The sequence below is a fragment of the Amycolatopsis sp. CA-161197 genome (genome assembly GCF_050942255.1).
Lineage (GTDB): Bacteria > Actinomycetota > Actinomycetes > Mycobacteriales > Pseudonocardiaceae > Amycolatopsis.
In genome coordinates, this window is record NZ_CP192059.1 from 4,430,622 (window position 1) to 4,455,639 (window position 25,018).

Here is a 25,018-nt window from a genome sequence, read left to right on the forward strand (position 1 = left end):
GAACGGCGGCGCTGATCGCGCCGACGGCGAGAGCGCTGAGGCTGACGCTGGTGGCCAACGTCCGCTTGGCGCGAGGTCGAGGTGCCGACATGGGTCATCTCCCTTGGTTGTTCAGTGGATGAGAACCGGGGTGCCGAGCGGGACCGAGGCCGCGAGCTTCTTCAGCGCGTCGGTCGGGACGCGGATGCAACCGTCGCTCGAGCCGGTGCCGAACACGTTGGCAGTCGGCCAGGTGTGAATTCCGGTTGTCCCCGGTCCGCCGCCGAAGGTCTCGTGGCTCGTGGAGTGGATGCCGAGCGGGAGGATCACGGGGCTGTAGGTCTGCTTGCTGTCCTGGATGGAGGCCAGGACGAACGTGCGCCCGGACGGAGTCGGAGCCGACGGTTTGCCCACGCCGACGGTCCACGAGGCGGTCTGATGGCCGTTGTCGTAGAGGTTCAGTCGGAAGGTGGAACGGTCGACCTCGATGAGAAACGGTGAGGTCGCGGTGTCGACTTGTGAGTCCTGTGTGGACAGCCATCCGGTCGAACCGTTCGGCCGGCTCGGCAGGAGGACCTGGAGCCAGCCGGCTTGTTGCCCTACCACGGGAACCCAGGTGTCCGAGGATACTTCGTGGGTGGGCAGAGCTGCAATCGCCGGGCCGCCCGGCGCGGCGAAGACCGGAATCCGCGAGCGCGGATGGGCAACGAGACCGCTGGGCTGTGCCTGCTGGTTCCCGTCCGGCGGTGCAGCGGGAATCTTGGCGTAGGTGGTCGAGTCAGGCAGCGCATCGAGGTCAGGGACAGCTTGCGCCGCGGCCACCGGCGCCTGGGCGGTTGCCTGCGGTGCCGCAGCGCTGATCGGCACTGGATGGTGCTCGAAGTAGACGAACACGACCGTGAACGATCCGATGAACAGAACAGCGGATGCCAGACAGACCAGCGCTCTGGCCTTTGTCGTCGTCAGGAAAGACAGCACTGCGCCTCCAACTCGAGCGGGAGGTGCGGGCCCGCCCCCGAGCGGGCCCGCACCGGGCATTCATTCGTGCGCGAGCGTGGCGACGAAGCCGACAGTCGGCGTACCCACACCCGTCACGTCGTCCCAGCCTTGGGCGCTCTGCAGAGCTTGCGGCCGCGCGTCGAAGTCGACGAGGTAGCTGCCCTGCTCGCTGGGGACGGTGACACCGCCCAGGCTGCGCATCTGCGGCGTCCAGACGCCGGCTTGCTGCGCAGTGACGTCCGCGATGCCGTCACGCATTGCGTAGAGCGCGGGAGTGAGCAGCCCACCGCGGCCACCCCGCAGCTGCTGAGCGTCAGCAGCGAGCCCCGCGACCAGCGGCGACGCGACCGAGGTGCCACCGAACGAGAACAGTCCGAACTGGCCGTTCTCGGTCAGGCCGACCAGCAAACCGGTGTAGGGATCGGCGAGAGCTGCGATGTCGGGGACGGCGCGATGCCCCTTCGCTGCTGCGGAAGGAACCCCCCCGCTCTGCCAGTCAGGCGTGTCGTACAGAGTCGAGGTGCCACCGCCTGCACCGCCGGCGAAGGGGCCATCGGCGTCGGCCTGCGGTGCCCACTGGCCGCCTGAGAGCGTGTTGCCGCTGTCTTCCCAACCGGCAAGGACCACTGGCTTGTTCGAGCTGTCGAGACCGACGCTTGTGCCACCCACCGCCGTGACCCACGGCGAGCTGGCGGGGAAGCTGGCTGTCGGCTGACCGGCCACGGTCTCGTTGGTGCCCGCGTCACCGCTCGACACGGTGATCGACTGACCCTGGATCGCCGCCTGGAGCGCGACGGAGTTGAACTGGTCGAGTGCTGCGGGGGAGAGGCTGCGTTCGCCGTCGGCATTGCCCCAGGACAGGCTGATCACATCCGCGACGTTGTCGGTCACTGCCTGGTTGACCGCGTCGTAGAGCCCTCCCAGACAGCTCGGTGCGGCGTAGTAGCGGATCTTCGCGTTCGGGGCCATCGTGTGAGATGCCGACACGTCGAGGGTCTGCTCGCTGGTCCAGCTAGCGGTGTTGCACTGGTCCTGGTCGGTGAAGTCGCCCTGAGGCAGCACAGCCGAGTACTGGCCGTCCGTGAGGGCGGGCACGCCCAGCTGAGGTGCGGCCTGGTCGGTGTCCTGGACCACGGTGTCGGAGTTGTACGCGCCGACGATCCCGATCGTCGTGCCAGCACCGTTGTTGCCGGTGTCGAGCCCGTACATCGCTCGGGCCGAAGTTCCCGTGTAGCCGCACAGAGAGTTCGACTGCGCGCCGGCCGGGTACTTCTGAGGAACATCCGCGTTGTTCTGGTCGCCCCACCAACGGGAGCAGTGTTGCTCGTCGGCTGCGGCGGGCGTCGCGTGCTGGGGCTGGATGGCCTTGGCGCCATCGTCCAAGCCGAGAACCGCCGTGACCGTCGAGCTCAGATCCTTCGGCACGGTGACGGGCGAGTCTGGTGCGACGAGGTTCTCGACGCGGTCGCCGATCCGGGAACGGAACGTGGACAACGAAGTCCCGAACGCGTGCTCAAGCGCACCAGTCGTCCCTTGCACGTCGATCAGGTGCCTGTTGCTGCTGACCTGGGTGACGGTGAGGCCCTCCCGTGTCAGCCAATCCGTCACTGTCGATACCGTCGCCTGCGTTGGTGCGAAACGGTCGGTGAACTGCTCTGCACTCAGGAACCTTCCTTGGGAAGCGCTTTCTGGAGTCGCGAGCGAAGTTGCGAGCTTCTCGGCGCCAGCCTGGTCGCGCAAGGATAGTGCGACCTGAACGTGCCGAACAGCGCCGGAATCCGTGCCACCGACCTTGGCAGCGGCGGCGGCCCAGCCAGGAGTACTGCCGGCGACGACAGCGCGGTCCGTGTCCGATCCGTGGTGGGTTCCGAGTAGGGCTGGTGCTGAGGCCGCGGCCAACACCAGCGCCGACACCACAGCAGTGGTGGAAGACGACAAAGGCATGACTGTCCCTTCTGTACATGGGAAAAATTGAGCAGCGTCGACCGGGCGACGCGATGGGCGAAGAACGCCGCGGCTACCCGCGAACAACGATTCCGTTGTGCTTCGGATGCCACCGCAACGACTTGTGACGAGAGAAGGTCTCGCCTGCGATGGTTGCGGGGACGCCGATCGCACCTGTGCGCACGAAGCGGACCGTCATGACAGTCCGGTAGCGCGCAGGGACGAGCCGGAACGCGGCGTGGCAAAGAGATTAGGATGATGTGATCGCAGCGAGAGCGCTGCGATGGGCGTTGCTGACCAACTTTGTATTACATAGCAGCGAAAAGTCTGTGCCGCGTGCTAAGTCGATCGATTGTCCGCCGAGGCCGAACGGACGATGGTGGGCTTTGGGTGCACCACGTGATCTCCCGGATTCAGTGGTCTCTTGGCTCGCAAGCCGCGCCCTCCCTGACGCGACTACACCAGAAGACCAGGTGTCCTCACCGTAGCGAGAATCCAAAAGATGTCAACACCATGACACAACATTCGAAGTGCTGTGGCGCGGCGGCTGGCGGATGGCTAACAGCGTGTCTCACTTGGTTGTCGGTTGAGGTGCGGGCATGATCGTCAGCTGTGATGGACGAGTTGTCGCGGCGGCTGGTGCCCGACGAGTTGTGGGCACTGGTGGAACCGCTCATCCCGCCGGGAAAGACGCGCCCGCAGGGCGGCGGCATTTCGCGCGTGGACGATCGGGCGGTGTTCACCGCGATCGTGTTCGTGCTGACCAGCGGATGTGCCTGGCGGTATCTGCCGCCCAGCTTCGGGGTCACCGTGCCGACGGCGCATCGCCGGTTCACAGAGTGGACCGAGGCAGGGCTGTGGCGGCAACTGCACCAGGCGGTGCTGGACGAACTGGGCGCCAAAGGCATGATCGACTGGTCGCGTGCGGTCCTGGACGGAGCATCCGTCAGGGCCAAAAGGGGGGCGGTCTGACCGGCCCGAGCCCGGTCGACCGCGGCAAACCCGGCTCGAAAATCCACGCGCTGTCCGACCGTGCCGGCCTGCCTCTGACCGTCGGGATCTCCGCAGCCAACACCCACGACAGCCACGCGCTCAAGCCGTTGGTCAACGCGCTGCCGACAATCCGGTCCCGCCGGGGACCACGGCGCCGGAAACCGGCCAAGCTGCACGCGGACAAGGCCTACGACATCCCCGCCCTGCGCCACTGGCTCCGCCACCGCGGGATCACCCCGCGAATCGCCCGCAAGGGCATCGAATCCGCCGAAAAACTCGGCAAACACCGGTGGGTGATCGAACGCACGATGGCCTGGCTCACCGGCTACCGACGCCTGACCATCCGCTACGAACGCAAACCCAGCCACTACCTCGCCTTCCTCACCCTCGGCGCAGCCATCACCTGCTACAAGAAACTCGCCAAGTGAGATACGCTCTAATACTGCAACGACACTTCGTTAGGAGTTGACCGGCGTGTCGGTTAGGCTTTGGTTCGGCGGTCGTGTAGTTGATCTTGCGTGTTGGAGATGGTGACGGGCTGGTCGGCGCGTTTCACTGCGTTCGCGGGGCGGTTCGCGACGCGGTTTTCCCGGGTGGAGCCGCGGCGGCAGATGGTGTTCTACCTGCGGGGACTGCTGGCCGAAGTCGAGCGGAAGAACGGCTGGACCCTGGCGGAGATGGCCGGTGCGACGGGTCCGCAGGGCATGCAGCGGCTGCTGAACTTCTACGCCTGGGACGCCGATGGCATGCGTGATGATGTGCGTAATGCGGTGGTTGAGGTGCTGGCGGACGCCGAACGCGGCGTGTTGATCGCGGACGAGACCGGATTCGTGAAGAAGGGCACGAAATCCGCCGGCGTGGCACGCCAGTATTCGGGCACGGCCGGACGAATCGAGAATTCGCAGATCGGCGTGTTCTTGGCATACGCCTCGGATCGGGGACGGGCTTTGATCGATCGGGAGTTGTATCTGCCGAAAGAGTGGATCGAGGATCGGGACCGGTGCGCCGCAGCCGGCATTCCCGACGACGTCGGATTCGCGACCAAACCCGAACTGGCACAACTGATGGTGGAACGCGCGCTCGCCGCAAGAATCCCGTTTGCATGGTTCACCGCCGACGAGGCCTACGGGCAGGTCGGGCGACTGCGGCTCTGGCTGGAAGAACACGACATCGCGCATGTGCTCGCCGTACCCAAGTCCCAGATGGTGATTTCCATGGATCTGCGGCAGCGGCGCGCCCGCGCAGTCATCGCGGACGTCGACCCGGCCGCCTGGCAGCGTCTGTCCTGCGGCGATGGCGCCCACGGGCAGCGGATCTACGACTGGGCCGTTGTCGACATCCGCCCCCTGCGCCGACCAGAAGTCGGCCACTGGCTGCTGGCCCGCCGCTCCGTCAGCGACCCCATCGAGATCGCCTACTACATTTGCTTCGGTCCCGCCGACACCGACCTCCGCGAACTGGTGCGCGTCGCCGGAAGTCGCTGGGCGATCGAAGAAAGTTTCCAAACCGCGAAGAACGAAACAGGGCTCGATCACTACCAGGTCCGACGATACGAAGCATGGTATCGGCATATCACCCTATCCATGGCAGCGGCGGCATTCCTCGTCATCACTCGAGACGCCGCGAAAAAAGGGGATCCACACCCGGCCTGATTTCTCTCAGCTCCAACGAGATTCGCAAACTACTCAACCGCGTCACCACGCCGATCCGGCACACAATCCAGCATGCGATGCACTGGTCACGATGGCGACGAGCCAGCCAAGCCCGAGCGCGCACCAGCCACTACCGACGACGCGGCCATCACGAAGTGTCGTTGCAGTACTAAGTGATGTCTCGTAACTGATGCTGTTGTTGGTGTTGCTGGGTGTTGCGATCAGCCAGCGAGGAGGATGTTGTGCAAGTGTGCGATTCCGGACACCGTGTCGCCCAGCGTGATGGCGGCGCGCCGGTAGTCCCGCAGGATCTTCCAGCACTTCATCCGCGCCAGCGCGTGCTCGACACGGGCCCGGACCTTGCGATGCCCGGCGTTGAGTTCTTCCTTCCATTCCGGAAGATCGGTGCCGTCGCGGGGCTTGCGGTACGGCATGTTCACGTTCGAGTTGCCCTGGTAGCCACCATCGGCCATCACCGGCCGGTCGCTGATTTTCTCCTCGATCCCGCAATCGCGGTAGACGGTGCAGTCGTTGCGGTTGCCAGGCCAGGGATCACCGGTCGCGATGACCAGCCTGGTGTCGGCATCGATGGCGACCTGCACGTTCGCCGAGTACCGGTAGTTCTTCGACGGTGCCGCCAGCCGGTGATCCCGGGTCGGAACCAGGGTGCCGTCCACGATCGCGACAGCATCTACCCGGCGTTTACGCACCGGAGCCAGTGCGAGCAGCGGGCCGATCGTGTCGATCACCCGATGGGCGGCGGAGTGCGAGACCCCGAACAGCGGGCCGATCTGCCGCATGGTCAGGTTTGTCCGCCAGTAGGTCGCGACCAGCAGGACCCGATCGGCCAGGTCCAGCCGCCACTGCCGGCCAGGCCGCCCGTCGGCGATCTCCCCACCACCCCGTTGCGCCACCAGCCGCACCAGCTTCCTGAACTGACCTGGTTCCAGCCCCGTGAACGGGACGATCCATTCCGAACGCGATGCCGAGATCACCTGCACAACTACATGATCAACGATCACTGTGGCCGGGCTTAAACCGGGTTACGAGACATCACTTAGCTGGGGTTGCTGGGAGAACGAGCTCCGTCGCCTCTCGGAGATGTTCCTCCGGTTGATGTCGTGCGCCTGGTCGGGTCTGGGGGAGTGGGTTCGCGACGGCTCCAGGGAGGTGGAGTTGGCGGCGGATCGTGACGCGCGAAGCCGAGGTTCCAGTTTTGCTTCGCCACCGGTCTGCTCGACCGCTTCGGGGCTCGACATGCGTGCAAACTGGACAAATAAGGCACCTTTTTGATCTCCCGAGGCCATCATGTCCGGAGTGCCACTGCCGCCGGACCTCGAGAAATAGGTGAAGCAGTCCTCGTGGCGTCGCGGGCGGCTCGTATGCTCGGGCGGGTGGATACCAGTCGTGGTGATGCGGATCAGCTCGCGGTGAAGCTCCCGTCCCCGCTCGTTGAGCTGCGTGACGAGCGGCTGGGTTCGTACGGCGTCCGCTTGCTGCTCAAGCGCGATGACCTCATTCACCCTGACTTCCCGGGCAACAAGTGGCGCAAGTTGAAGTACAACGTGGCCGCGGCGCGCGAGGAAGGTCACGGTCGGCTGCTGACGTTCGGCGGCGCGTACTCGAACCACCTCCGTGCCACTGCGGCGGCCGGTAGGCGCTTTGGTTTCGGCACCGTCGGCGTCGTTCGCGGCGAGGAACACCGCCCGCTCAATGAATCCTTGGCGTACGCGAGGGATCAAGGGATGGTGCTGAGCTACCTCGACCGCACGACGTATCGACGCAAGGCGGAGCCGGACGTCCTGGCCGACCTCCGTGAGCAGTTCGGCCCCTTCTACCTCTTGCCGGAGGGCGGCAGCAACGCTCTGGCTGTTCGAGGCTGCGCCGAGTTGCCGGCCGAGATCACTACTGACTTCGACGTCATCTGTTGCGCCGCCGGCACCGGCGCCACGCTCGCGGGTATCGCCTCGGCTCTCGCCCCCCGCCGCCGGGCTATCGGATTCGCGGTGCTGAAGGGCGGCGGGTTTCTCGAGGGTGAGGTCCGCCGGTTGCAGTTCGAAGCCTTCGGGGTCGAGACACGAAACTGGGCGATTGACTGCGACTTCCATTTCGGCGGCTACGCCAAGCGCAAGCCGGAGCTCGACACCTTCATCGCTGACTTTGCGGATCGGCACGGCGTGCTACTCGACTGGGTGTACGAGGCGAAGATGATGTATGGGCTCTTTCAGCGGATAGCCGCCGGGGAGTTCGCGCAGGGCACGACCGCCGTCGCCGTTCTGAGCTAGGCGGCTGGCGTAAGGTAGTCGCGGTGTGGGTGTGCAGCCATGCTGGTTCACGCCTTGTCGTAGTACGCCCGTTGCGTCTGCTTGGTCGCGGCGGCGTCACGCCAGGTCAGGTGCCACTCCCCGCTGTTGATGGAGAAGTCGCGGCCGAAGCCGAGCCACATCCCCTTCATCTGCCGACCGGCCGGGTCGATCACCATTTGCAGCGTGCCGTGGTAAGCCGCGCCCTGGTAGTAGCCGGTAGGCGAAGTCAGTTCCCGCCAGGTGCCCGTGACCACGGCCTTGTCGATGGCGAGGTCGAGCCGCAGCCGAGAACCGGTGGAGTGGGGCACGCTCTGCCCGATGAGCCGCGATCCTTGGTGGCGCAGCATCACGTAGTGCTCGCCGGTGAAGTTCTTGCCGCGGCCTGAGCTCGGGTAGACGTAGCGGCTGTGCCAGATCCCGGCGAAATCATCACCGGCAGCCGAGAGCTGAGGTGAGTGTTCGGTCGCTGGTTCGTCTGTCACCGCGGAGGCTGCCGATGCGAGCGACAGCGCCGCACTGACCTTGAGGAGCAAGGCGCGACGGCTGACCCCGCTGCCGCTCCCGTGAACCCACGCTGTGGCCATGCGGGCGAGCTCATGGACGTCGACAGATTCGAGTTGCTCGACGAATTCGTGCAAAGGCGAGTCGGCGGGCCGTTGCAAAGCGGCCAGCTGCTGTTGTTGTTCGTGGACGGGGTCAGACGGTCGGAAGTCTGCGACGTCAGCCAAGAGGTCAGCTGCGCGGCACTCGTACAGTTCGGACAGTCGGCTGAGTACGTCGAGAGAAGGTGCATGCCCAGTCGGCGCCGGCCACACCTCCCAGTAGGAAATCGCCTTGAACGTCTTGGGGTCCGCCGGCCAGCGCGCGTTCCAGCGCTCAGCCACTTCGCGCTGGCTCCACCCGTGGGCTAACCGCAGAGCGGTGCGCATGTTGGTGTGGTAGCGCTCGGCAAAGGCGTGGGCCACCTCGGCCCATGTCTTTGACTGCGACCGCAGTTGCGCGGACAATTGCCGCTGCTCGCCGCGAACGCTGCGCGTCGCCGATGACATGGCCGTCCTCCTTTGCCGGGGATGCGCGGACCATACGCCGATCCCAGTATTGTGCAATCTCTCCCGGTTGAACAGGGATGTTCTGCCGTCAAGATCACTGTTTGCTCGGGTGGTTTGTTCCCCTGACCTGCGGTTTCGTTGTTGCAGGCAACTTGGTGGATGGTTTAGACGGGTCGGCGAGTTCGCGGTCCTGTGCCAAGGCGATCCGCCTCCTGGTGGACACCGTCAACTTGGTCCGGACTGAAGGCTCGAGCCGTGTTGCCGTTCACCAGCTGGGCGACGGGCGGAAGGGGTGGATCACCTGTGAACGAGAAGACGGCGACGACGTCCGAGGAACAACCGCATCTCGAGGCGCTGCAGCGCGCGGTCGAGGCTGGATTCGTGCGTGTGCCGCTGCAGGAGGTTTCGTTCCTGTTCTTCGAGCGGGTAGGCGCAGGCCATGTCGAAACGATCAAAGTCGAGTCGATGACTCGATCAAGCGGCGCTCGGTGGGCCGAAAGTGCTCTGTCGGGCAATTCGCCGCGGCCGTTTTGGCAGGTGGACGGCGAGGTGGCGATGGTCGTTAACGAAGTTCTGTCAACAGCCCCGGCACCCCAGGGGAGTTGTCTCGATGACTAGTCCAGCACTCGCGTTGCCGATACGGGTGACCGCAGCGGGCGGACCCGAAGATCACCTGGTCGACGACGATGCCATGGCCGAAGGCCTGCGGTCTCACACTGGAATCTACCGAGGTTTGTGTTCCGCGGAATTCCCTGCCGCTGCGATGACTGACTCGCCGAAACCTCTCTGTCCGGGATGTCGACTGGTTTTGGTTGCCCGGCTGAGTTTGCGCAGCTTCGAACGGCGCACTGGGTCCCGTCGATCGCGCACGAGGTCTGGGCGGGCTCGCTCTTTGGGCCCCTGGCGTTTGTCACTCAATGTCTCGCGATGGGGCCGAGGTGATGATCCCCGGCATGTCCCCCGGCCTCATCGCGTTCCAGCTTCCCGTCTGATCGAAGGACAAGGACACTGAACCGGAATGCCTCGACCGATCATTGACCCACGGCACAACCGGCTGAGGGAACAGGCCATCGAGTACGCCTCGCATGGCTGGAGTGTGATCCCCGGCTCCGTTTGGAATGGACACTCGTTCACGGTAGGACACAACGCGCAGAAAGTGCCTGGCCTGGAGCCAGTTTCGCGTGCGAGACGATCCTACCGAGACGTTCCGGCAGTTCGATCGTGGTGGACGGTTGCGCCGTACAGCATTCTGACGCGGACTGGTGAAGACTTCGATCTGATCCACGTGGCGTCCGAATGCCTGTCGTATGCGTTCGAGCATCGGATCCGGTCCATACTTGACAGCCCGGTCATCAGGGGCTCCTTCGGAACCCGGATTGTAGTCTCGCGCTGTCGAGAGCTTGCAGACGAACTGAAGGACCTGGTCGGCGTCGAGCTGCTTCCGGCCGGCCGGGTTGTGCCCTTGCCGCCTGCTCGCCTCCCGGGCGGTACGACGACGTGGGTGCGTGAACCGTCTTACCTCAACTACCAAGCAGGCGAGCAAGCAAAGGTGCAGGTGGCGCTAGGTGAGACGCTTCGACTCTGGCGGAAATCCAAGGGGCATGATCACGGTATTCGACCTGTCGCGCAAGTTCGGCGGCAACGCCTCGTCTGAATCCGGAGCAGATGAACGGTTCAGCCTTTTGGCGGAAGAATCCCACACCGAAGCCAAAGGCTGATTCCGCGGACGACGAGCAGTGGGCCACGCCTCGTCCACGTCCGCTCCATGACTGGATCGCCAGCCAGGCATGGACCGAGGTTTTGTGGTTATGGCCTGAGAACGATCCTGACGCACCCGCCGTGGGGCCTTGGACCGGTGACGAGCATCCGTCGACATGAGGGTGTGAAGAGAACCTAGCCGTGCCGGAAAGCCGTGGGTGTGGTGACGCTGGCGCGTTCACCAGGTGTCGAAATTGGAGGGACAGAGGGGGGAAGTCATGCAGCAGAAGGAACGGTGCACGCGCGCCGAACTTGCAAGCACGGTGCACGAGTGGTTCGAGTTCTCAGGCCCGGTGGGCCTGAATGGGGACTACGGCAGGACCACCGAAGAGAGCGGTCACCCGGTGTGGATCACTCGGGTGCGGAGCAGCGACCGTCGTAATGGCTACGCCTACACGATGTTTGACCTAGCGGCCTGGAAGTTGTTCGCGAGCGCGCTGGCGCGCCACCGCGCCAGCGAGCTGGTTCGCACCTAGTGCACCTCGTCAAGCGGTTGGCTCGCCTTGAAGCTCGACAATCGACAACGGAAGGACTATGCAATGACGATCTCCGTGGACGACTTCACAGGACAAGGCCTTGTGTCCGAAGAACTGTTCGACCAGTTGGTGCACCGAATCGTGCGTGAGCGAGCCGTGACGGCCGAGTACGCCACGCGCATCGTGGATCAAGCCCTGGCGTTCCTGGCAGCGTGTGCCAGGTCGACCGAGCCCCTCTCCCCGAGCAGCACGGTCGACATTGGGTGGCATGCGTTCATCCTCTACACCAAGGAGTACGACGCGTTCTGTCGGCGGATCGCCGGCTACTTCCTGCACCACGATCCGACGCCTATGAGCGTCACACCGAATGATCTGCAGCCCCAGGAGAATGTGAACCGCTCGGTGCAGGCTATTCGTGAGGCCGGGTTCGCAGTCGACCTCGACCTTTGGGACGTGTCTGCGAAGTGCTCTCAGTGCAAGCAGGGGTGCACACACTCCGGTGGCAACACCGGGTGCCACCATCACCCGGTCCGACCGGATACGGTCTCCGCGTGATCGAACGATACGGGTGGGATGCTTTGCCCGCCGCGGCCCAGGACGCAGTGCGGGCGCACCTCGGCGATGTCACCGTCGTTCGGGATATCGAACAGGGGATGAACTGCGACCTTGCGCTTGTGGTCGACAGCGACCACGAGAGAGTGTTTCTCAAGGGTGTCAAGGGTGTCAGCCTCCGGATGAGATGGCTTCGCAACGAAGCAAGTTTCGGCGGCCTAACCGCAGGTTTGGCGCCGGCGACACGCTTCTCCGTGGACGTCGAGCCGGACTGGTTCATCGTCGGGTCGGAGTTCGTGGCTGGGCGTGCGGCTGACCTCTCGCCTGGTTCCGCCGACCTGGACCTGGTCGCGGCGACCGTTGCCCGTATCGGCGAGCTGGACGGCCGCAGCGCACCGGCCCTGAGTGATCGGTGGTCGACAGCGGATTGGTGGGTCAAACTGGCCGAGGTCGAGCCCGAACACCTCAGGGGCTGGAATCTCGACGAGATGACCGAGCGGTCCGAAGCCGCCGCGGGCTTCGTGCGGGGCGATGCGCTGTTGCACACTGATCTGCACGAGCACCAGTTCGTGATCTCTGGCTCGGCGGAGTCGGCCCGGGTGATCGATTGGGGTCGGCCTGCCACCGGTGCGGCGTGGGTGGATGTCGCATTCCTGGTCATTCGCCTGATTGCTGCAGGTCACGCACCTGCCGACGCTGAACGATGGGCGGAAGGTGCCCGGAGCTGGGCGAACGCAACGAGCGAGGCCCTATCGGCTTTCGCCTGCTACGTCGCGGGTCTGTGGAGCTATCGGTGCGTCACGGATGCCTTTCCCGGAGCCGACCGGCTCAGCTCTGCGGCGAAGGATTACGTGGCCCATCGGCTGTGAGCAGCTAGCTTGAGCTGAGTGTGGACGGGCTTCGGTGGAAGGCAAACACGCCCACCTCGAGCTCAACGTTTCAGTTCGTCACGGGCGCGCAGGCTCAGCCTGGTTCGCTGGCTGAGCAGTCAATGCTCGTGGCCTGGGGGCAGCTTCAGTTCGCCGCAGAAGCGACCCCGCTGCGGTGGGAAATCGGTGGTGCGCCGCTCCCCGTGTGACGGGGGAACGCTTTGGGTGCCGAGGGAGAACCTGGTTCGGTGTTCGCGCTGTTCAGGACGGTGAACTGGCGCCGGATACACCTTGGTCTGCTCGACCAGGTTGTCGAAAGGCGGAGGAATCCTTCGCGAATGAACTTCGTGCACGCCCCACGAAGGGGGAGCTGAAGCCGTGTCGTGGTGAAGTTCCACCTTGAGGGTCTCCACGGTTCCCCGAAACCGCAAAGGATGCGCCTGCGAGGCCCGCTCCCGCGACGGGCGCAGGCCGATCGCTTTGGCCCAACGACGGACCCAGGTTGCCCGCTCCGCAGGGGCCATCGAGCGAGTTGGGTGGCCGACGATGATGCCGTTGCGCCGTACCCATTGGAGCGGGTGGTGCTGGAGCTCTGGATCATGCCGAACGGCGAGTGCCGTCATGGCGCTCCCGAGCCGGGCGTCGGGAGTTGTTGCGAGTGGTTCAGGTGACACAAACATCTCCCGCAGCGGCGTCATTTCGGCATGAAGTCTGCGCCATCTTGGCGGGTACGGTCGCGACACGATCGACTACTCAGCTTCGTTCGAACACCGACCGTCGCATGAGCTTTGGTGTCGACAGCGGCACGTCTGGTTAGGAGGTGACCTTGTTCGGGACCGTCAGTCAGCCGTGGGTTTGGTCTCGCGCTGGTGCTTGGCGATTCCCTCCAGGACATCGAGGAATGCCAGCTTCTGCTCTTCCGTGGTCGCGCTGAACACGGTCGAGACTTCGCGGGGACGCACGCCTTGGAAGCCGATCTCGTTCATCAGCTCCCAGGTCCGACTGTCGACGCTGTCGAGGTCGTTCGGTGTGATGTCAGTGTCGTCAGCAGCCGTCGCTTCGGCGAAGCGCTCGGCTGGGACGGTGGGGTCGAGGAGTCGCGGGTCGATGCGCCAGAAGTCGGCGAGTGCGTTCGCGATTGCCGTGCGAGGTGTGGGTCGGCGGCCGGTGCGCAGCTGCGACATAGCGCTGCGGGAGAACGTGGTGCCGCTGTGGAACTGCACCCATTCGGCGATGAAGGCGTTCGACGGGGTGTGGCGTGCCAGCTGGTCGGCGTCCCTCTCGATCACGGCTGGGTCGATCACGACGGTGCCGTCGCGCGTGTAGATGTCGGACTGCCTGTCAAGCAGGTAGGAAAGGCGTTCGGCGAACGTCGGCAGGGCCAGCAGCGACTCGACGAGCGCGGCCTGGACTCGCCCGTAGCGTTCGGGGACGGGGGTGTCGCCGTCGACCTGGGCAGGCGTTGCCGGCTTTCCTGCCATCGAAGTGGTGCTCCTTGCCTCGCCGGGCCGGTTGGTTGACAATCTCTGTGTGGCGTCTACGCTCACCTGAAGATGTCAACGCGATGATACAACTTTCGCATTGACTGCCCTCCTCGGCAAGGTTTGATCGCTCTCCGAGCTCGCACCGCGAGTCCGGACAGCGTCGGGCATGTGGGGAGATGAGCGAGGTGACTTCATCGGCGAGTCCTATTCTCGCAGGTCAAGTGCCCATGCGGGCCCGATCGGCTCGAGCGCCGGGTGATTTCGGGGTCGTCGTTCCCGTCCTTGCCGCTTCGCCGGGAGCGGGCGCGACGACGGTAGCAGCGGCGTTGTCGGACTTGGCGCAGCTCAAGGGCCACGCCGTCCTGCTTGCCGACACCGCCGATCCCGCGCGTTCCGGCCTGGCTCGAGCAACACGGTCCGACGGTTCGGCGCAACCCGGCCCTCGCGCGACCACTCGAATGCGGTTCTCCTGGCGTGCTCAAGCGCTCGTCGCTCGAGCCGAGACTGCGGCGCCCGCACTGGAAGTGAGCGGTGTTCCGTCGCCGTCCTTCTGGTTGCCGGCGGGGCATCGAGTCGGCTTGACGGTTGTGGATGTCGCCTGGGACGCGTGGCGCTTGGCTGTGAACCCGGCGCTTGGGCCAGGTGCTTGGCTGGCGCCGTTCCCCAGCGGGACGCATCCGGTGCTGGTGGTGCGCGCCAGCGTTCCCGGCGTGGTCCATGCGGAGCAGGTGCTGGCTCGGTTCGAACAGTGGAGTCGGCACGGCCAGGTGGTGCTGCCTCAACAACTCGTCGTGATCGGCGTGCGCAAGTGGCCCGGACGGGTCCTCGCGAGCGCCGGCCCACGAATGCAGGCGCTAATGCCCGCCGCCGTCTTCGTGCCTTCGGATTCGGGCGCGGCCGTTGACGGAGTCACGGCCGCGGTTACACCGGATCGACTACGCAGGCCCATGCAACCCCTGATCGACTGTTGGCTTCAGGTGAACGCTCGGCCGCTGTCCCGCTGATCAAGGAAGACCTGCTCCACCACCGACACGTCCGAAGCCCTCCCCGCTTCGCCGTCTGGCTCGTGCCAGACACGGCACGGGGAGACGCGATGCTCGTGAATCTAGTGGCTTTCTGGCTGGCTCAGATTCCCAACCCGGGTCCGAAGCCGCCACCGGGAGCGGACCGCATCCTGGACTTGGTCGGAAACGCCAAGTGGGGCGCGGCGATCGCGCTGCTCATCGGATTCTTCGTCGGACTGATCGTGTGGGCCGGCGGAAGGTGGGTGGACCATCACCGCGCGGGCAAGGTCGGCCTGGTCATGATGCTGTGCGCCATCAGCGGCGCGCTCCTCTACGGCCTGGGCTGGACCATCATCAACGGATTTGCCGAGGCTCCGCAATGACCGCCGGAGCGGACGGCCGGGCGGCGCGGCGTGCACGAACCCGTCTGATTGTCGCGGCCATGGCGTTTATCGCCGTCGTGGCGATCGTCGCCTCGCTGGTCGTCGACCACTACCGCACAGCTTCTCCAACAGCTGCTCCGACGCCGGTGATGATCGCGCCCTCGGGCGTCGGCCGGGACGCCGCAGCCGAGCAAGCGCTGGCAACGCGCTTGATGGTGTGGCTACCTGCGTCCGCTGCGCAACCGCATGCACTGGCGGAATCCCCAGGCGCGCCGATCATTGTGCCGACGTCCGCCACTGGCGGGCCGTGGATTCCTGCAGCGTTCCCTCTGTCGCCCGAGGGCGCGCTCGCGCAGCTCGTTGCTCTCGACGAGGCCGGTGTGAACGGTGGTGACCCGGATACCTACGCCCGTGCGTATGCGGAGCTGGCTGTGTCCGGGGCGCCACCGGTGGCCGAGTCTGGTCTGTACACGGTGCTCGCCCGATTCCGCCAGGCCGCGGGGCTGAGCGCGGGCGAAGTACGTACCGAGCTGGCGGTGCGCTACGAGGTGACCGAGGGGCTGATCAAGGGCACAGCAGACGGAGGACGGTACGTCGTCGCCTGCGTGCTGGGAGAGCTGTCGACTGACGTTCACGGCTACGGGGCGCGGCTGGGCGTCGGCGATTGCCAGGCGATGCTGTGGGCCGGGTCGGGATGGCGGATCAGTGACGGGCCGCGGGCAGCGTATGCGGCGTCGGCGTGGCCGGGCACCGCTGAGGCCGCTGGCGCCGGTTATCGCCTGCTCGCTGGGGTCGGCCGATGAATCCGCTCGACTGGCTGCGGGGGCTGGGGAATCTCGGTGAAGCCGCGGGCGACGCGGCGAGCCGAGGCTTGGCGGTTGCCGCCGGCAATGCCTTCGACTGGATCATGCAGCAGATCTGGTCGAGTGCGCTTTTCGTTCTGCGCAACGTGTTGGAGTTCATCGACAAGCTCACGGTCTTCACTGTTTCGAAGACGGACGGGCCCGTGTCGATCCTGTGGCCGTTCATGCTGTGGGTGAGCGGGGCTCTGGCGATGGGGTTGTTCTTCTGGCAGCTCATCGTGACCGTGCTGCGTGGCGGCCGTGGCTTCGTGCGGCTTGTTTCGGGGCCGATCCAGTACGGAGTGACGCTCGCGGTTTCGGTGGGCGTGGTGGCCGCGTTCCTTGCCGTGGCCGATGAACTGACGACCGCAATCCTGCAGTTCGGGCTGCATTCGGACAAGTTCGCCGATGCGCTTCACGGGCTGAATCTGCCCGACCCGGCGTCGGACACCCTGAAAGCCGCGGTTCTCGGGTTGTTCGGGTTGGCCGGCACGTTCCCCGCGGCTTTCGGCCTCGGCTTCGAGATGGTGCTGCGTGAGGCCTCGATCTACATCGTCGTGATCACGATCCCGCTCCTGGCCGCGGGTCTGGTCGCTCGAGCCACCTCGAAGTGGTTTTGGAAGGGCTGCCGGGTCCTGTTGGCCCTCATCTTCTTGAAGCCCGCGATCGCTCTGGTCATCGCGGTAGGTGTTGCGGTGGAGGGCGGCGCGCAGGGATTCGTCGGGTTGGTGGCGGGGACGATGGTCCTGCTGATCTCTCTGTGGACACCGTTCGTCCTGTTCAGGCTGTTCGCCTTTGTGGACCCGAACACCGAGGCCGGCGACGCGATCCGCGATGCCGCGGCCGACGCCGGTGCGCATCCCTACGGACCGGACAGCTTGCCGAGCCAAGTCGGTTCGAATGTGCTCGACAACCTGAAGGACTGGCTGAGACAACGCGGCAACGACGACGAAGGCGACGAGGACGACGCGAACAACACCCAGGAGCAGGCCAACGTAGATCGGTTCGAGCAAGGCGCCGACAGCGCTTCGGAGGACGACGAGCCGATCCCCGAAGACGATGAGCCGAGGTCCGGCGACGACGATCCGCTTGACGCGGAGGCATCGGAGTTGGTCGACGACGGTGAGGAGCTCGCCGAACCACCTCTGCCTGACGAAGTAGCCGACAACGTCGACCTCCCTGAACCTCCTGAGGTCTCCGACCTCGGCGAGGCAGCGGAGCCCAGTTCCCACGAGGACGACGGAGATTCCGGGCCGGCTGCAGGACCGGAGGAGATGCTGTGAGCACCCGTGTCTACACAGGACTTGCTCGGCGTGAGCGGGCTGGGTGGCTTCTGGGCCTTCGACCGGGCCAGGCGGTCGCCACGGTCGGTCTCGGCCTCCCGGTCGTCGTGGCTCTGTCCAACGGGGACTTGGCCAGTGCGTTGCTGGCGGTACTGTGGTGCGGCCCAGCGATCGCGTTGGTGATCATCCCGGTGCGGGGGCGACCCGCCGTTCAGTGGCTGGCGCACGTTCTCCTGTTCCAGGTCGGCGTCGCCTTCGGATGGTCTCGTTGGCAATCTCGTGCCGCAGCGGGGCACGCGGTCGATCCATCCGAACCCGACCTGCCGGGGACCTTGGCCCGCCTGAGGTTTCCCGACGGGCCGCCGATGCGCGACCTCGGACGCATCTGCCTGATCCACGACACGGCCGACGGCCGGTGGGGCGCGACAGCGAAGCTCTCGCACACCGGGGTCGGGATGCTGTCGGACGCGCAATGCCAACGGCTGGCCGACCGGCTCGGCGGCCTGCTGGGCACGCTGGCGAACCGGGAACTCATCGACCGGATGTCGCTGCTGGTTCGCACGGTCCCGGACACCGGCGCGGAGTACGCGGCGTGGTGCGCGTCGCACGAGGTTCGTGATGTGCCGACCGTCGCGCGCCGAGCGGCGCGGGAGCTGGATCGCACGGTGGGTGCAGGCTCGGTGCGGCACGAGGTGTTCGTCACGTTCACGGGGCCGGAACACGCGCTCCGTCGGCCTGCGGCAGCGGCCGGCGGCGGCGTCGACGGCCGGGCGATGGTCCTCTACCGCGTGCTCGACGGGCTCGAGGACAAGCTTCGAGGCCTCGGAGCCCAGCGAGTGACCTGGCTGTCCGGCGGGGGACTGGCCGAAGCCATCCGCACCGGGTTCAGCCCGGCCTCGGCCGCGGTGCTGGCCGCACGCGGGCACGGAGCGCGCGCCGGCGTTCCCTGGGCGGTTGCGGGGCCGGGACGCGCACCGTCGCCGACCGCACGGGTGTACCGCCACGACGGCTTCGCGACGGTGTCGTATGCGGTGTTGATGCCGGAGACGGGAACGGTTTTCGGGTCGCTGGGCGGTTTGCTGGCCGTACGAACTGCGGGGGAGCGCCGGTCGCTGGCCCTCCACTATGAAGCGCTGTCTCCGCGCCGCGCCCGTGGCGCGGTACGGGCCGGGAGGTTCCGTGCCGGCGTGATGACCGACTGGAAGCGGTCCAAAGGCTTCACCACGACCGCGACCGACACCCGCGCTGCCTCCGGAGCCCGCGCGCAAGAGCGCGCGGTCGCTGCCGGCCACGGCCTCGTGCGTTTCGCGGTCGCTGCCGCGGTGTCGGTGCCCGAGGAGTGGAACGTCGAGGATCACGCCGCGCGCATGGAGAACGACATCGCCGGCCGGTTCGAGCTGTTGCGGATGGACCTCGCTCAGGACTCCGGATTCGTGACCGCGGTTCTTCCCGTCGGCATCGGTTTGCCGAAACTTCGCGGGAGCGGGCTGTGACGCGCCGCGCGCACGAGCGCAGCGCGACCGAGTTGCTCGGCATGTTCGGCGTCGCCCCCCAACTCCACGTGCCGTGGACACCGCCCGAGCCCGGTCGTCGGGAGAGGATCAACGGCGCGGCGGCGCCGAGTCGTGGCCACGCGCGTCTTGGCCGTGGTTGGTCACCCGTCCTGGCTCCGCTCCCGGTGTACCAAGCCAGCACCCACGAGATCGGGGGCCTCTTCCCGCTGCTCGCCGCGAGCCCGCTTCCGGCGGTGGGCGCGCGCATCGGGTACGACGTCCTCTCCGGCGGGGCGTTCTACTGCCATCCGGTCGAGTGGGTGCTCCGCGGCGCCTACGCCACCAATCCGAACGTCGCCCTGTTCGGGGAACCGGGGCGAGGGAAGTCGTCGACCGTCGTCGCCTTCATCCTCAGAATGCTCAATTTCGGCGTCAGAACTCTGATCAGCGGCGACGTCAAAGGCGAGTACACCCCGGTGGTCAAGGCGCTCGGTGCGACGCCCATCGCGCTCGGCGGCTCCAGCACGGCGCGGATCAACGCCCTCGACCTGGGACCACTCGCCGCGCACTGGGACTCCTGGCCTGCGAGCAGGCAACGCAGCGAACTCGACGGCGTCCTCGCCCGCTGGGGCCAGTTGCTGGCCGCATTGGCCGAATCGCAGGGTTACTCACCCACCGTCACCGACGAAGCCGCACTCGCGGTCGTCCTGCACCGGCTCGTCGGCGCCAGCGCCGGGTCTACGCGCCTGCGTCCCGTCACCGTCCCGGACGTCCACCGTGAACTCGCCGATCCCGACGCGCAGCTCTGGCGCGATCTCCGGTTCGCCGATCGACGACACTTCCTCGACGAGCTGCGGTCGATCACCGATGCGCTCGGGAACCTCGTCTCCGGTCCGCTCGCCGGGCTCTTCGACGCGCCCACGAACATCGTGCTCGACTGGAACGCGCCGGTGCAGAGCATGGATCTCTCGCAGTTGCGGTCCCGGGGCGACAGGGTCGTCGCGATCGCGCTCACCTGTTTGGGTGCCTGGTCGTCACTTGCGACCGATCTTCGTTCGGACGGGCAGCTCCGCATCGTCGTCCGTGATGAAAGCTGGCGTCAGCTGCGGCTCGGGCCGCGCGCGGTGGCCGCAATCGACGCCGAGCTCCGGCTCTCGCGCCTCGAGCAGACCATCCAGATCCTGGTGTTGCACAAGCTGTCGGACCTGTTATCCGTTGGCGCGTCCGGCTCACAAGCCGTCGCGATCGCCAAGGACCTCATTGCCCTCTGTTCGACCCGTGTCCTGTTCGGACAGTCCACTCACGTCGCCGACGAGCTCGCCGCCGCAATCAGCTTGACGCCACCCGAGCGGCAGCGACTGGTCGGTCCGGTCAACGAACGTCGCGGGCGTGCCCTCTGGAAGATCGAGAACCACCCGGCACACCTGGTCCAGACGGTCCTGTCCAGCTTCGAGAAACGTCTGTTCGACACCAACGCCCAGCTGCGGCGTCCTCCCCGTCCGATTCGGAACCGGGAGGCCCACCGTGGCGGATAGCCGAATCCGGCTGCAACCCCGCGCGTTCGCAGGGATCGAGCGAGAGATCTATGTCGGATGGGACAACGTCCTCCAGACCTACTACGCCCACGTCATCGACGGCAACGACGCCAATGGGGAGGAACGGCGGCTCCTCGATCTCGGAGGCGACATCGGGGACGTGACCGACCCTGAACGGATCGTCGCCGCAGTCCGCGGGTACGCCGACGTTCCCGATGGGCTCGGAGACATGCTCAACAACACGAGGGTATCCGGCTCAGTCATTGACACCGATCTTCGCGAGTTGCCCGGAGGGCCGGGCCGTGAGCAGAACTCCACAAGCGTGATCAGTGCGTCCTATCGACCGGCCGGGGTCGTCACAGGCTTGAGCCGAGAAGACATCAACCCGGTGCTGGCCGCTCAAGAGTGGGATCTCGTCGAGACCGAGGCGAGCAGAACGGGCCAGCGCGAGACCTATAGCAGCGGAGGTCACGAGCTGACGCTGCAGTGGGACTGGCCGGACTCTGCGCCCCACAACGAACGGATGGTGAGCCCGTTCACCGTCGACGGCTACTCCTTTGGTGTCAACTCTGTGCCGATCTTCGAGGGTCTTCTGAACGGCGCTCTGGCCGAGCAGAACGACGACACGACACTCTCGGACATGCCGGCCGACACCTTCGACCAGCACCTCAGCGACGACGAGGAGATGTCGTCGGAGGAGCACCGTCGGGCTGACGAAGAGCTGCGTGAGTCCTGGTTCGAGGAGCCGCCGGCTGAGGACGAAGGTTCGCACGCGGGATTGGGCCTCTGACCCATGGCCGGGCTCAACGGTATCGCCGCTGTCGTGCTGTCAGCCGTTGTTGTCGTGGGGCTCCCGGCGGCAGCGGTCGCCGTCACCGTGCTCGCACCGGAGAGCACAAGCGCGACGGTCGCCCTCACGGGATGCATCGACGGTGGGCCGGGCGGAGGGGGACAAGAGATCGATCGGCAGGTGCTGGATGCCGACTCGATGGACATCGCCCGCACGATCGTCGACGTTGTACGCCAACGACAGCTTCCGCGCCGTGCGGCGGTACTCGCCCTCGCGACCGCGTTGGTCGAGTCCGGACTGCGCAACCTCGACCATGGCGACCGCGACTCGCTCGGCGTGTTCCAGCAGCGTCCGTCGCAAGGCTGGGGCACCCGCGCGCAGATCCTCGACCCCGTCTACGCGACCAACGCCTTCCTCGATCACCTCGTCGCCGTCCCGGGGTGGGCCACGATGCCGCCCGGGAAAGCCGAGCAAGCCGTCCAGAACAGCGGGTTTCCCGAGCGCTACGCCCCACGCGAACAACAGGCAACGGACATCGTTGCGAAATTCTGGACCGGACCGGACAACCCCGTCCCGGCGCCCGGCGCCACGGAACCGGTCGCCGCTACACCGGGCTGCCCCGACCACGGCAGCTCAGATCTGCCGCTCCCGCCCGGGAAAAGGGCGCAGACGGTCCCACCGGGGTTCACGCTGCCGGCCGACGCCCGCGAAGCCGCTGCTGTCTCGTTCACCGTCGCGCAACTCGGCAAGCCGTACGAGTGGGGTGGGAAAGGCCCCGATTCCTACGACTGCTCGGGCCTCGTTCTGGCCGCCTGGGCCGCGGCCGGTGTCGCGGTCCCGGCGGGCACCCTCAGCCAAGTCCGAGCAGGGCACGCTATTGCCGACGGCGGAGACGTACTGCCAGGCGATCTGCTCTTCATCCCCGGCGCGCTCGGGACTGCTGCGGTTCCCCGTCACGTCGGCATCTTCATCGGACACGGCCTCGTCGTCGACGCCTACGACGAGCAACACGGCGTCATTCTCAGCCCCCTGACCTCCTGGACCGGCCGGATCGTCGCGATCCGCAGGGTCGTCGACCCCACCACGCCCTCCCCGACACCAGGAGGGAGCTGACCCGCATGACCGTTCGCCGGCCGCGCGGGCCGCGCCCTCCGTGCCTGGGAGGAGCCGCGCTCCGTGACCCGAACCCACACCGCCGCAGCCGGTCTCGACCGCGATGTCGTGCTCGTTGCCCTGGTGGTCGGTGCCGTCGTAGTCCTGCTCGTGCTCGCGGCGACTTTCGTCGTCGCAGCAGCGTTGACCACCGGCCTGAGCACCGGAAGCTGGGCTTGGCCGCCCCTGAGCCGTTGGCCTGAGTTCGCCGCTCGACTGGTCACTGATCCGGCGGCGCCGGGCCGAGACCTGCCTACCCCGTGGTCGGAGGGAATCACCGGTCACGAGGCCGCCTACTACCTGTACTTCTCGACCCTGTTCTTGGTTCTCGTCAGCCTCACCGCCGGGGTATCAGTGCCGGCGTGGCGGCGGCTCGGTCCATCCGAGGCAGGTCACGCCAGCCGTCGGGACATCCGGACGAACCTGTCGGAGTCGGCAGCGCGCAAGACCGCTTCTTGGACACGACCGGATCTCGTCGCACGGGACCGCCGGCGCATGCCGGCCGAATCGATCGGCGTCCCGCTGCACCGCGGTCCACACCGAGAACGGCTGCTCACCTCGCTCGAGAATCCCACCGGAGTCATCGCCCCGACGCGATCGGGTAAGAGCCGCACTGATCTGGTCCACAAGATGCTCGCCGCGCCGGGCGCGCTGCTCGCGTCGACGACGAAGGACGACCTCGCCGAGTGGGGACTTCTCGCACGTTCGCGCCGGCCGATTGGTGGCACAGCGTGGTTGCTCGACATGACCGGGACCGTGTCCTGGCCACGGCACGTCCGCTGGAATCCTGTGGCCGGCTGCGGGTCGCCCGTCGTGGCATTGCGCCGGGCCGAGACCCTGATCGAGACCTCCGCCCTGGGCCTCGAAGGCGTCGGAGGCAACGACAAGGTCTTCCGCGGCCGCGCGATCATCGTGCTCCAGGCCTACCTGCTCGCCGCCGCACTTCACGGACGCACAGTCGACGACCTGGTCAACTGGGCGATCACCAAACCACCGGACCAAGAACCGGTGCAGCTGCTTCACCGGAAGTACCCACAGCTGGCGTTCAACCTGCGCTCGGAGATCGGGATGGTTGCCGAGACGTCCGACGCGGTCTGGATGAGCGTTCGCCGAGCGATCGAGCCCTTCATGAACCCCGACATCCGCTGGCTCTGCACGCCGTCGGCGGACGAAGCCTTTGACGTCGATTCCTTGCTCGAATCCCACGGAAGCGTCTTCGTGATCGCAGGCCAGCACCAAGCGCCGCAGGCGCGGCCAGTGCTGACCGCGTTCGCCGAGCAGATCATCACCACGGCGCAGGAACGTGCGCTCAACACCGAACACCGACGCCTGGTACCACCGATGACTGCCATCCTCGACGAAATCTACGAAGGCACACCGATTCCGCGCCTGCCCGGGTTCATCTCCGACTCCGCAGGCCGCGGCGTGGTGATCCACTGGTCCGCGCAGTCTCGCGCCCAACTCGACGAGCTCTACGGCGAAAACGGGCGCCAGACGCTGATCGACAACACGCTCACCCTCTCGATTTTCCCAGGACTGAAGGACGACCGGACGCTCGAGTGGCTGTCGACGATCTCAGCCGACCACCGGCGCCCCACCTACCAGCACCACAGCGATGGCTTGCTCGGCGCCGGACGAGGGTCAGTCGGCTTCGAGACCGTGCCGACGTACCGGCCGGGCGACATTCGGACGTTGGCTCGCCGGCGAGTGCTGATCCTTCACAGCAATCTCAAGCCGGTTCTCGGCAGGGCCATCGACGTCACCAAACGCCGTGATTGGCCACAGCTGGAAGCCGATGTGTCTGCCATCCGGGGCGGCCGTGGAGCCGACGCGCTGGCGGCAACCCGTTCTGGCGAGGCGCGGGAATGAACGGCGACGACGAGGAGATCCCTGAACTGGCCCAGCCGGATTCCGACGACAGTGGTGTTCGTCGATCTCGCGCTGAGCTCGACGCGATGATCGAACGGTTGTGGTCGGCCGCACAGGCTCATCGCGGCCTTCTCGAACACCTCCACGAGCGCGTCTCCAAGCTCGAGAAACAGGAGGGCGCCGACACGGGGCGCCTCGCGCGATGGCTCGCCTTCCCGCCACCGCCGGCGGCGGAGGACTCAGCCAACGATGGCGAGACCCCGTTGTTCACCCTCGCGCACTTCGTCCACTACTACAACGAGGTGTACGTCGGCCGGCCCGGAAGCCGCGCTGTGGCGATCCCCGACTGCTGGCTTGACCACCCCGGTCTGCTCTCGGAGATCGCAACCCTCACCTACACCTGGCGCGCTGCCCACCTGGGCCGCCACTCGAACCCCCGCGACGCCCAAACCTGGCACGACCGCTGGCGCCCCGCGTTCGCCGAGCGTCTCGCGTCGGAGTGGACGCACGCGCACTGCCTGACCGACATCCACAAGGCAGCTGGTGCCCTGCCCAAAAGGGATCGGCACACGTCGGAAGGGCCGAAGTGAAGGGTTCGAGCCTAAG

General features: G+C 66.4%; 23 protein-coding genes. 17 read left to right on the forward strand and 6 right to left on the reverse strand.

Features of this window, described 5'->3' with window-relative positions:
- Window positions 1-111: 111 nt before the first annotated feature.
- Both ACQPXB_RS21180 and ACQPXB_RS21185 read right to left on the reverse strand, forming a co-directional pair.
- Window positions 112-957 (reverse strand): L,D-transpeptidase, encoded by an 846-nt coding sequence (locus ACQPXB_RS21180; RefSeq protein ID WP_432854911.1) that lies wholly within the window; start codon window positions 955-957, stop codon window positions 112-114.
- A gap of 60 nt (window positions 958-1,017) precedes the next feature.
- A complete protein-coding gene (locus tag ACQPXB_RS21185) occupies window positions 1,018-2,892 on the reverse strand; it encodes a S53 family peptidase (RefSeq protein ID WP_432854914.1) in 1,875 nt (624 codons plus the stop codon).
- Window positions 2,893-3,537: 645 nt separating this feature from the next.
- Between ACQPXB_RS21185 and ACQPXB_RS21190 the strand changes: the two genes are divergently transcribed.
- A protein-coding gene (locus ACQPXB_RS21190) for an IS5 family transposase (protein ID WP_432854916.1) occupies window positions 3,538-4,343 on the forward strand; the annotation gives its coding sequence in 2 pieces (ribosomal slippage) (window positions 3,538-3,877 and window positions 3,877-4,343; 807 coding nt in all).
- Between the two features lie 99 nt (window positions 4,344-4,442).
- Window positions 4,443-5,567, forward strand: a complete 1,125-nt coding sequence (locus ACQPXB_RS21195) for an IS701 family transposase (RefSeq protein WP_432856719.1) — start codon at window positions 4,443-4,445, stop codon at window positions 5,565-5,567.
- Between the two features lie 221 nt (window positions 5,568-5,788).
- Here ACQPXB_RS21195 and ACQPXB_RS21200 read toward each other — a convergent pair whose 3' ends face one another.
- Window positions 5,789-6,568 carry a transposase family protein gene (locus ACQPXB_RS21200; RefSeq protein ID WP_432854918.1) on the reverse strand — a complete coding sequence of 260 codons (780 nt, stop codon included), beginning with the start codon at window positions 6,566-6,568 and terminating at the stop codon, window positions 5,789-5,791.
- 393 nt (window positions 6,569-6,961) lie between these two features.
- On the opposite strand from ACQPXB_RS21200, the gene ACQPXB_RS21205 reads away from it, so the two are divergent.
- Window positions 6,962-7,852, forward strand: a complete 891-nt coding sequence (locus ACQPXB_RS21205; protein ID WP_432854921.1) for a 1-aminocyclopropane-1-carboxylate deaminase/D-cysteine desulfhydrase — start codon at window positions 6,962-6,964, stop codon at window positions 7,850-7,852.
- Window positions 7,853-7,899: 47 nt separating this feature from the next.
- Here the strand turns inward: ACQPXB_RS21205 and ACQPXB_RS21210 are convergent, their stop codons facing one another.
- The gene (locus ACQPXB_RS21210) at window positions 7,900-8,922 is read right to left on the reverse strand and encodes a helix-turn-helix domain-containing protein (RefSeq protein ID WP_432854924.1); all 1,023 of its coding nucleotides are present in this window, start codon (window positions 8,920-8,922) and stop codon (window positions 7,900-7,902) included.
- A 303-nt stretch (window positions 8,923-9,225) separates the two neighbouring features.
- On the opposite strand from ACQPXB_RS21210, the gene ACQPXB_RS21215 reads away from it, so the two are divergent.
- The 4 genes from ACQPXB_RS21215 (at window position 9,226) to ACQPXB_RS21230 (ending at window position 12,577) form a co-directional block, all read left to right on the forward strand.
- A complete protein-coding gene (locus ACQPXB_RS21215) occupies window positions 9,226-9,540 on the forward strand; it encodes a hypothetical protein (RefSeq protein WP_432854927.1) in 315 nt (104 codons plus the stop codon).
- A gap of 1,358 nt (window positions 9,541-10,898) precedes the next feature.
- Window positions 10,899-11,156 carry a hypothetical protein gene (locus tag ACQPXB_RS21220; protein WP_432854930.1) on the forward strand — a complete coding sequence of 86 codons (258 nt, stop codon included), beginning with the start codon at window positions 10,899-10,901 and terminating at the stop codon, window positions 11,154-11,156.
- A gap of 63 nt (window positions 11,157-11,219) precedes the next feature.
- Window positions 11,220-11,711 (forward strand): glycine-rich domain-containing protein, encoded by a 492-nt coding sequence (locus tag ACQPXB_RS21225; RefSeq protein WP_432854933.1) that lies wholly within the window; start codon window positions 11,220-11,222, stop codon window positions 11,709-11,711.
- Window positions 11,708-12,577 carry a hypothetical protein gene (locus ACQPXB_RS21230; RefSeq protein WP_432854936.1) on the forward strand — a complete coding sequence of 290 codons (870 nt, stop codon included), beginning with the start codon at window positions 11,708-11,710 and terminating at the stop codon, window positions 12,575-12,577. Before ACQPXB_RS21225 ends, ACQPXB_RS21230 begins: the two co-directional genes overlap by 4 nt.
- A gap of 119 nt (window positions 12,578-12,696) precedes the next feature.
- On the opposite strand, the gene ACQPXB_RS21235 is transcribed toward ACQPXB_RS21230, so the two are convergent.
- Both ACQPXB_RS21235 and ACQPXB_RS21240 read right to left on the reverse strand, forming a co-directional pair.
- Window positions 12,697-13,200 (reverse strand): hypothetical protein, encoded by a 504-nt coding sequence (locus ACQPXB_RS21235; protein WP_432854939.1) that lies wholly within the window; start codon window positions 13,198-13,200, stop codon window positions 12,697-12,699.
- A 216-nt stretch (window positions 13,201-13,416) separates the two neighbouring features.
- Entirely contained in the window at window positions 13,417-14,124 is a 708-nt protein-coding gene (locus tag ACQPXB_RS21240; protein ID WP_432854942.1) for a hypothetical protein, read from the reverse strand.
- Between the two features lie 272 nt (window positions 14,125-14,396).
- Here ACQPXB_RS21240 and ACQPXB_RS21245 point away from each other — a divergent pair, with 272 nt between their 5' ends.
- From ACQPXB_RS21245 to ACQPXB_RS21290, 10 genes are all read left to right on the forward strand, one after another.
- The gene (locus ACQPXB_RS21245; protein WP_432854945.1) at window positions 14,397-15,065 is read left to right on the forward strand and encodes a hypothetical protein; all 669 of its coding nucleotides are present in this window, start codon (window positions 14,397-14,399) and stop codon (window positions 15,063-15,065) included.
- Window positions 15,066-15,154: 89 nt separating this feature from the next.
- Entirely contained in the window at window positions 15,155-15,448 is a 294-nt protein-coding gene (locus ACQPXB_RS21250) for a hypothetical protein (RefSeq protein ID WP_432854948.1), read from the forward strand.
- Window positions 15,445-16,251, forward strand: coding sequence for a hypothetical protein (locus ACQPXB_RS21255; protein ID WP_432854951.1), 807 nt, complete (start codon window positions 15,445-15,447; stop codon window positions 16,249-16,251). Before ACQPXB_RS21250 ends, ACQPXB_RS21255 begins: the two co-directional genes overlap by 4 nt.
- Entirely contained in the window at window positions 16,248-17,573 is a 1,326-nt protein-coding gene (locus ACQPXB_RS21260; RefSeq protein ID WP_432854954.1) for a hypothetical protein, read from the forward strand. The genes ACQPXB_RS21255 and ACQPXB_RS21260 overlap by 4 nt, the downstream gene beginning before the upstream one ends.
- Window positions 17,570-19,066 (forward strand): SCO6880 family protein, encoded by a 1,497-nt coding sequence (locus ACQPXB_RS21265; protein WP_432854957.1) that lies wholly within the window; start codon window positions 17,570-17,572, stop codon window positions 19,064-19,066. Before ACQPXB_RS21260 ends, ACQPXB_RS21265 begins: the two co-directional genes overlap by 4 nt.
- Window positions 19,063-20,601 (forward strand): ATP-binding protein, encoded by a 1,539-nt coding sequence (locus ACQPXB_RS21270; protein ID WP_432854960.1) that lies wholly within the window; start codon window positions 19,063-19,065, stop codon window positions 20,599-20,601. Before ACQPXB_RS21265 ends, ACQPXB_RS21270 begins: the two co-directional genes overlap by 4 nt.
- Complete coding sequence (locus tag ACQPXB_RS21275; protein ID WP_432854963.1) at window positions 20,591-21,391, forward strand: hypothetical protein; 801 nt, start codon at window positions 20,591-20,593, stop codon at window positions 21,389-21,391. The genes ACQPXB_RS21270 and ACQPXB_RS21275 overlap by 11 nt, the downstream gene beginning before the upstream one ends.
- Before the next feature lie 3 nt (window positions 21,392-21,394).
- The gene (locus tag ACQPXB_RS21280) at window positions 21,395-22,504 is read left to right on the forward strand and encodes a C40 family peptidase (RefSeq protein WP_432854966.1); all 1,110 of its coding nucleotides are present in this window, start codon (window positions 21,395-21,397) and stop codon (window positions 22,502-22,504) included.
- A gap of 63 nt (window positions 22,505-22,567) precedes the next feature.
- Entirely contained in the window at window positions 22,568-24,412 is a 1,845-nt protein-coding gene (locus ACQPXB_RS21285; protein ID WP_432854969.1) for a type IV secretory system conjugative DNA transfer family protein, read from the forward strand.
- Entirely contained in the window at window positions 24,409-25,002 is a 594-nt protein-coding gene (locus ACQPXB_RS21290) for a hypothetical protein (protein ID WP_432854972.1), read from the forward strand. The genes ACQPXB_RS21285 and ACQPXB_RS21290 overlap by 4 nt, the downstream gene beginning before the upstream one ends.
- The last annotated feature ends 16 nt before the right edge of the window (window positions 25,003-25,018 follow it).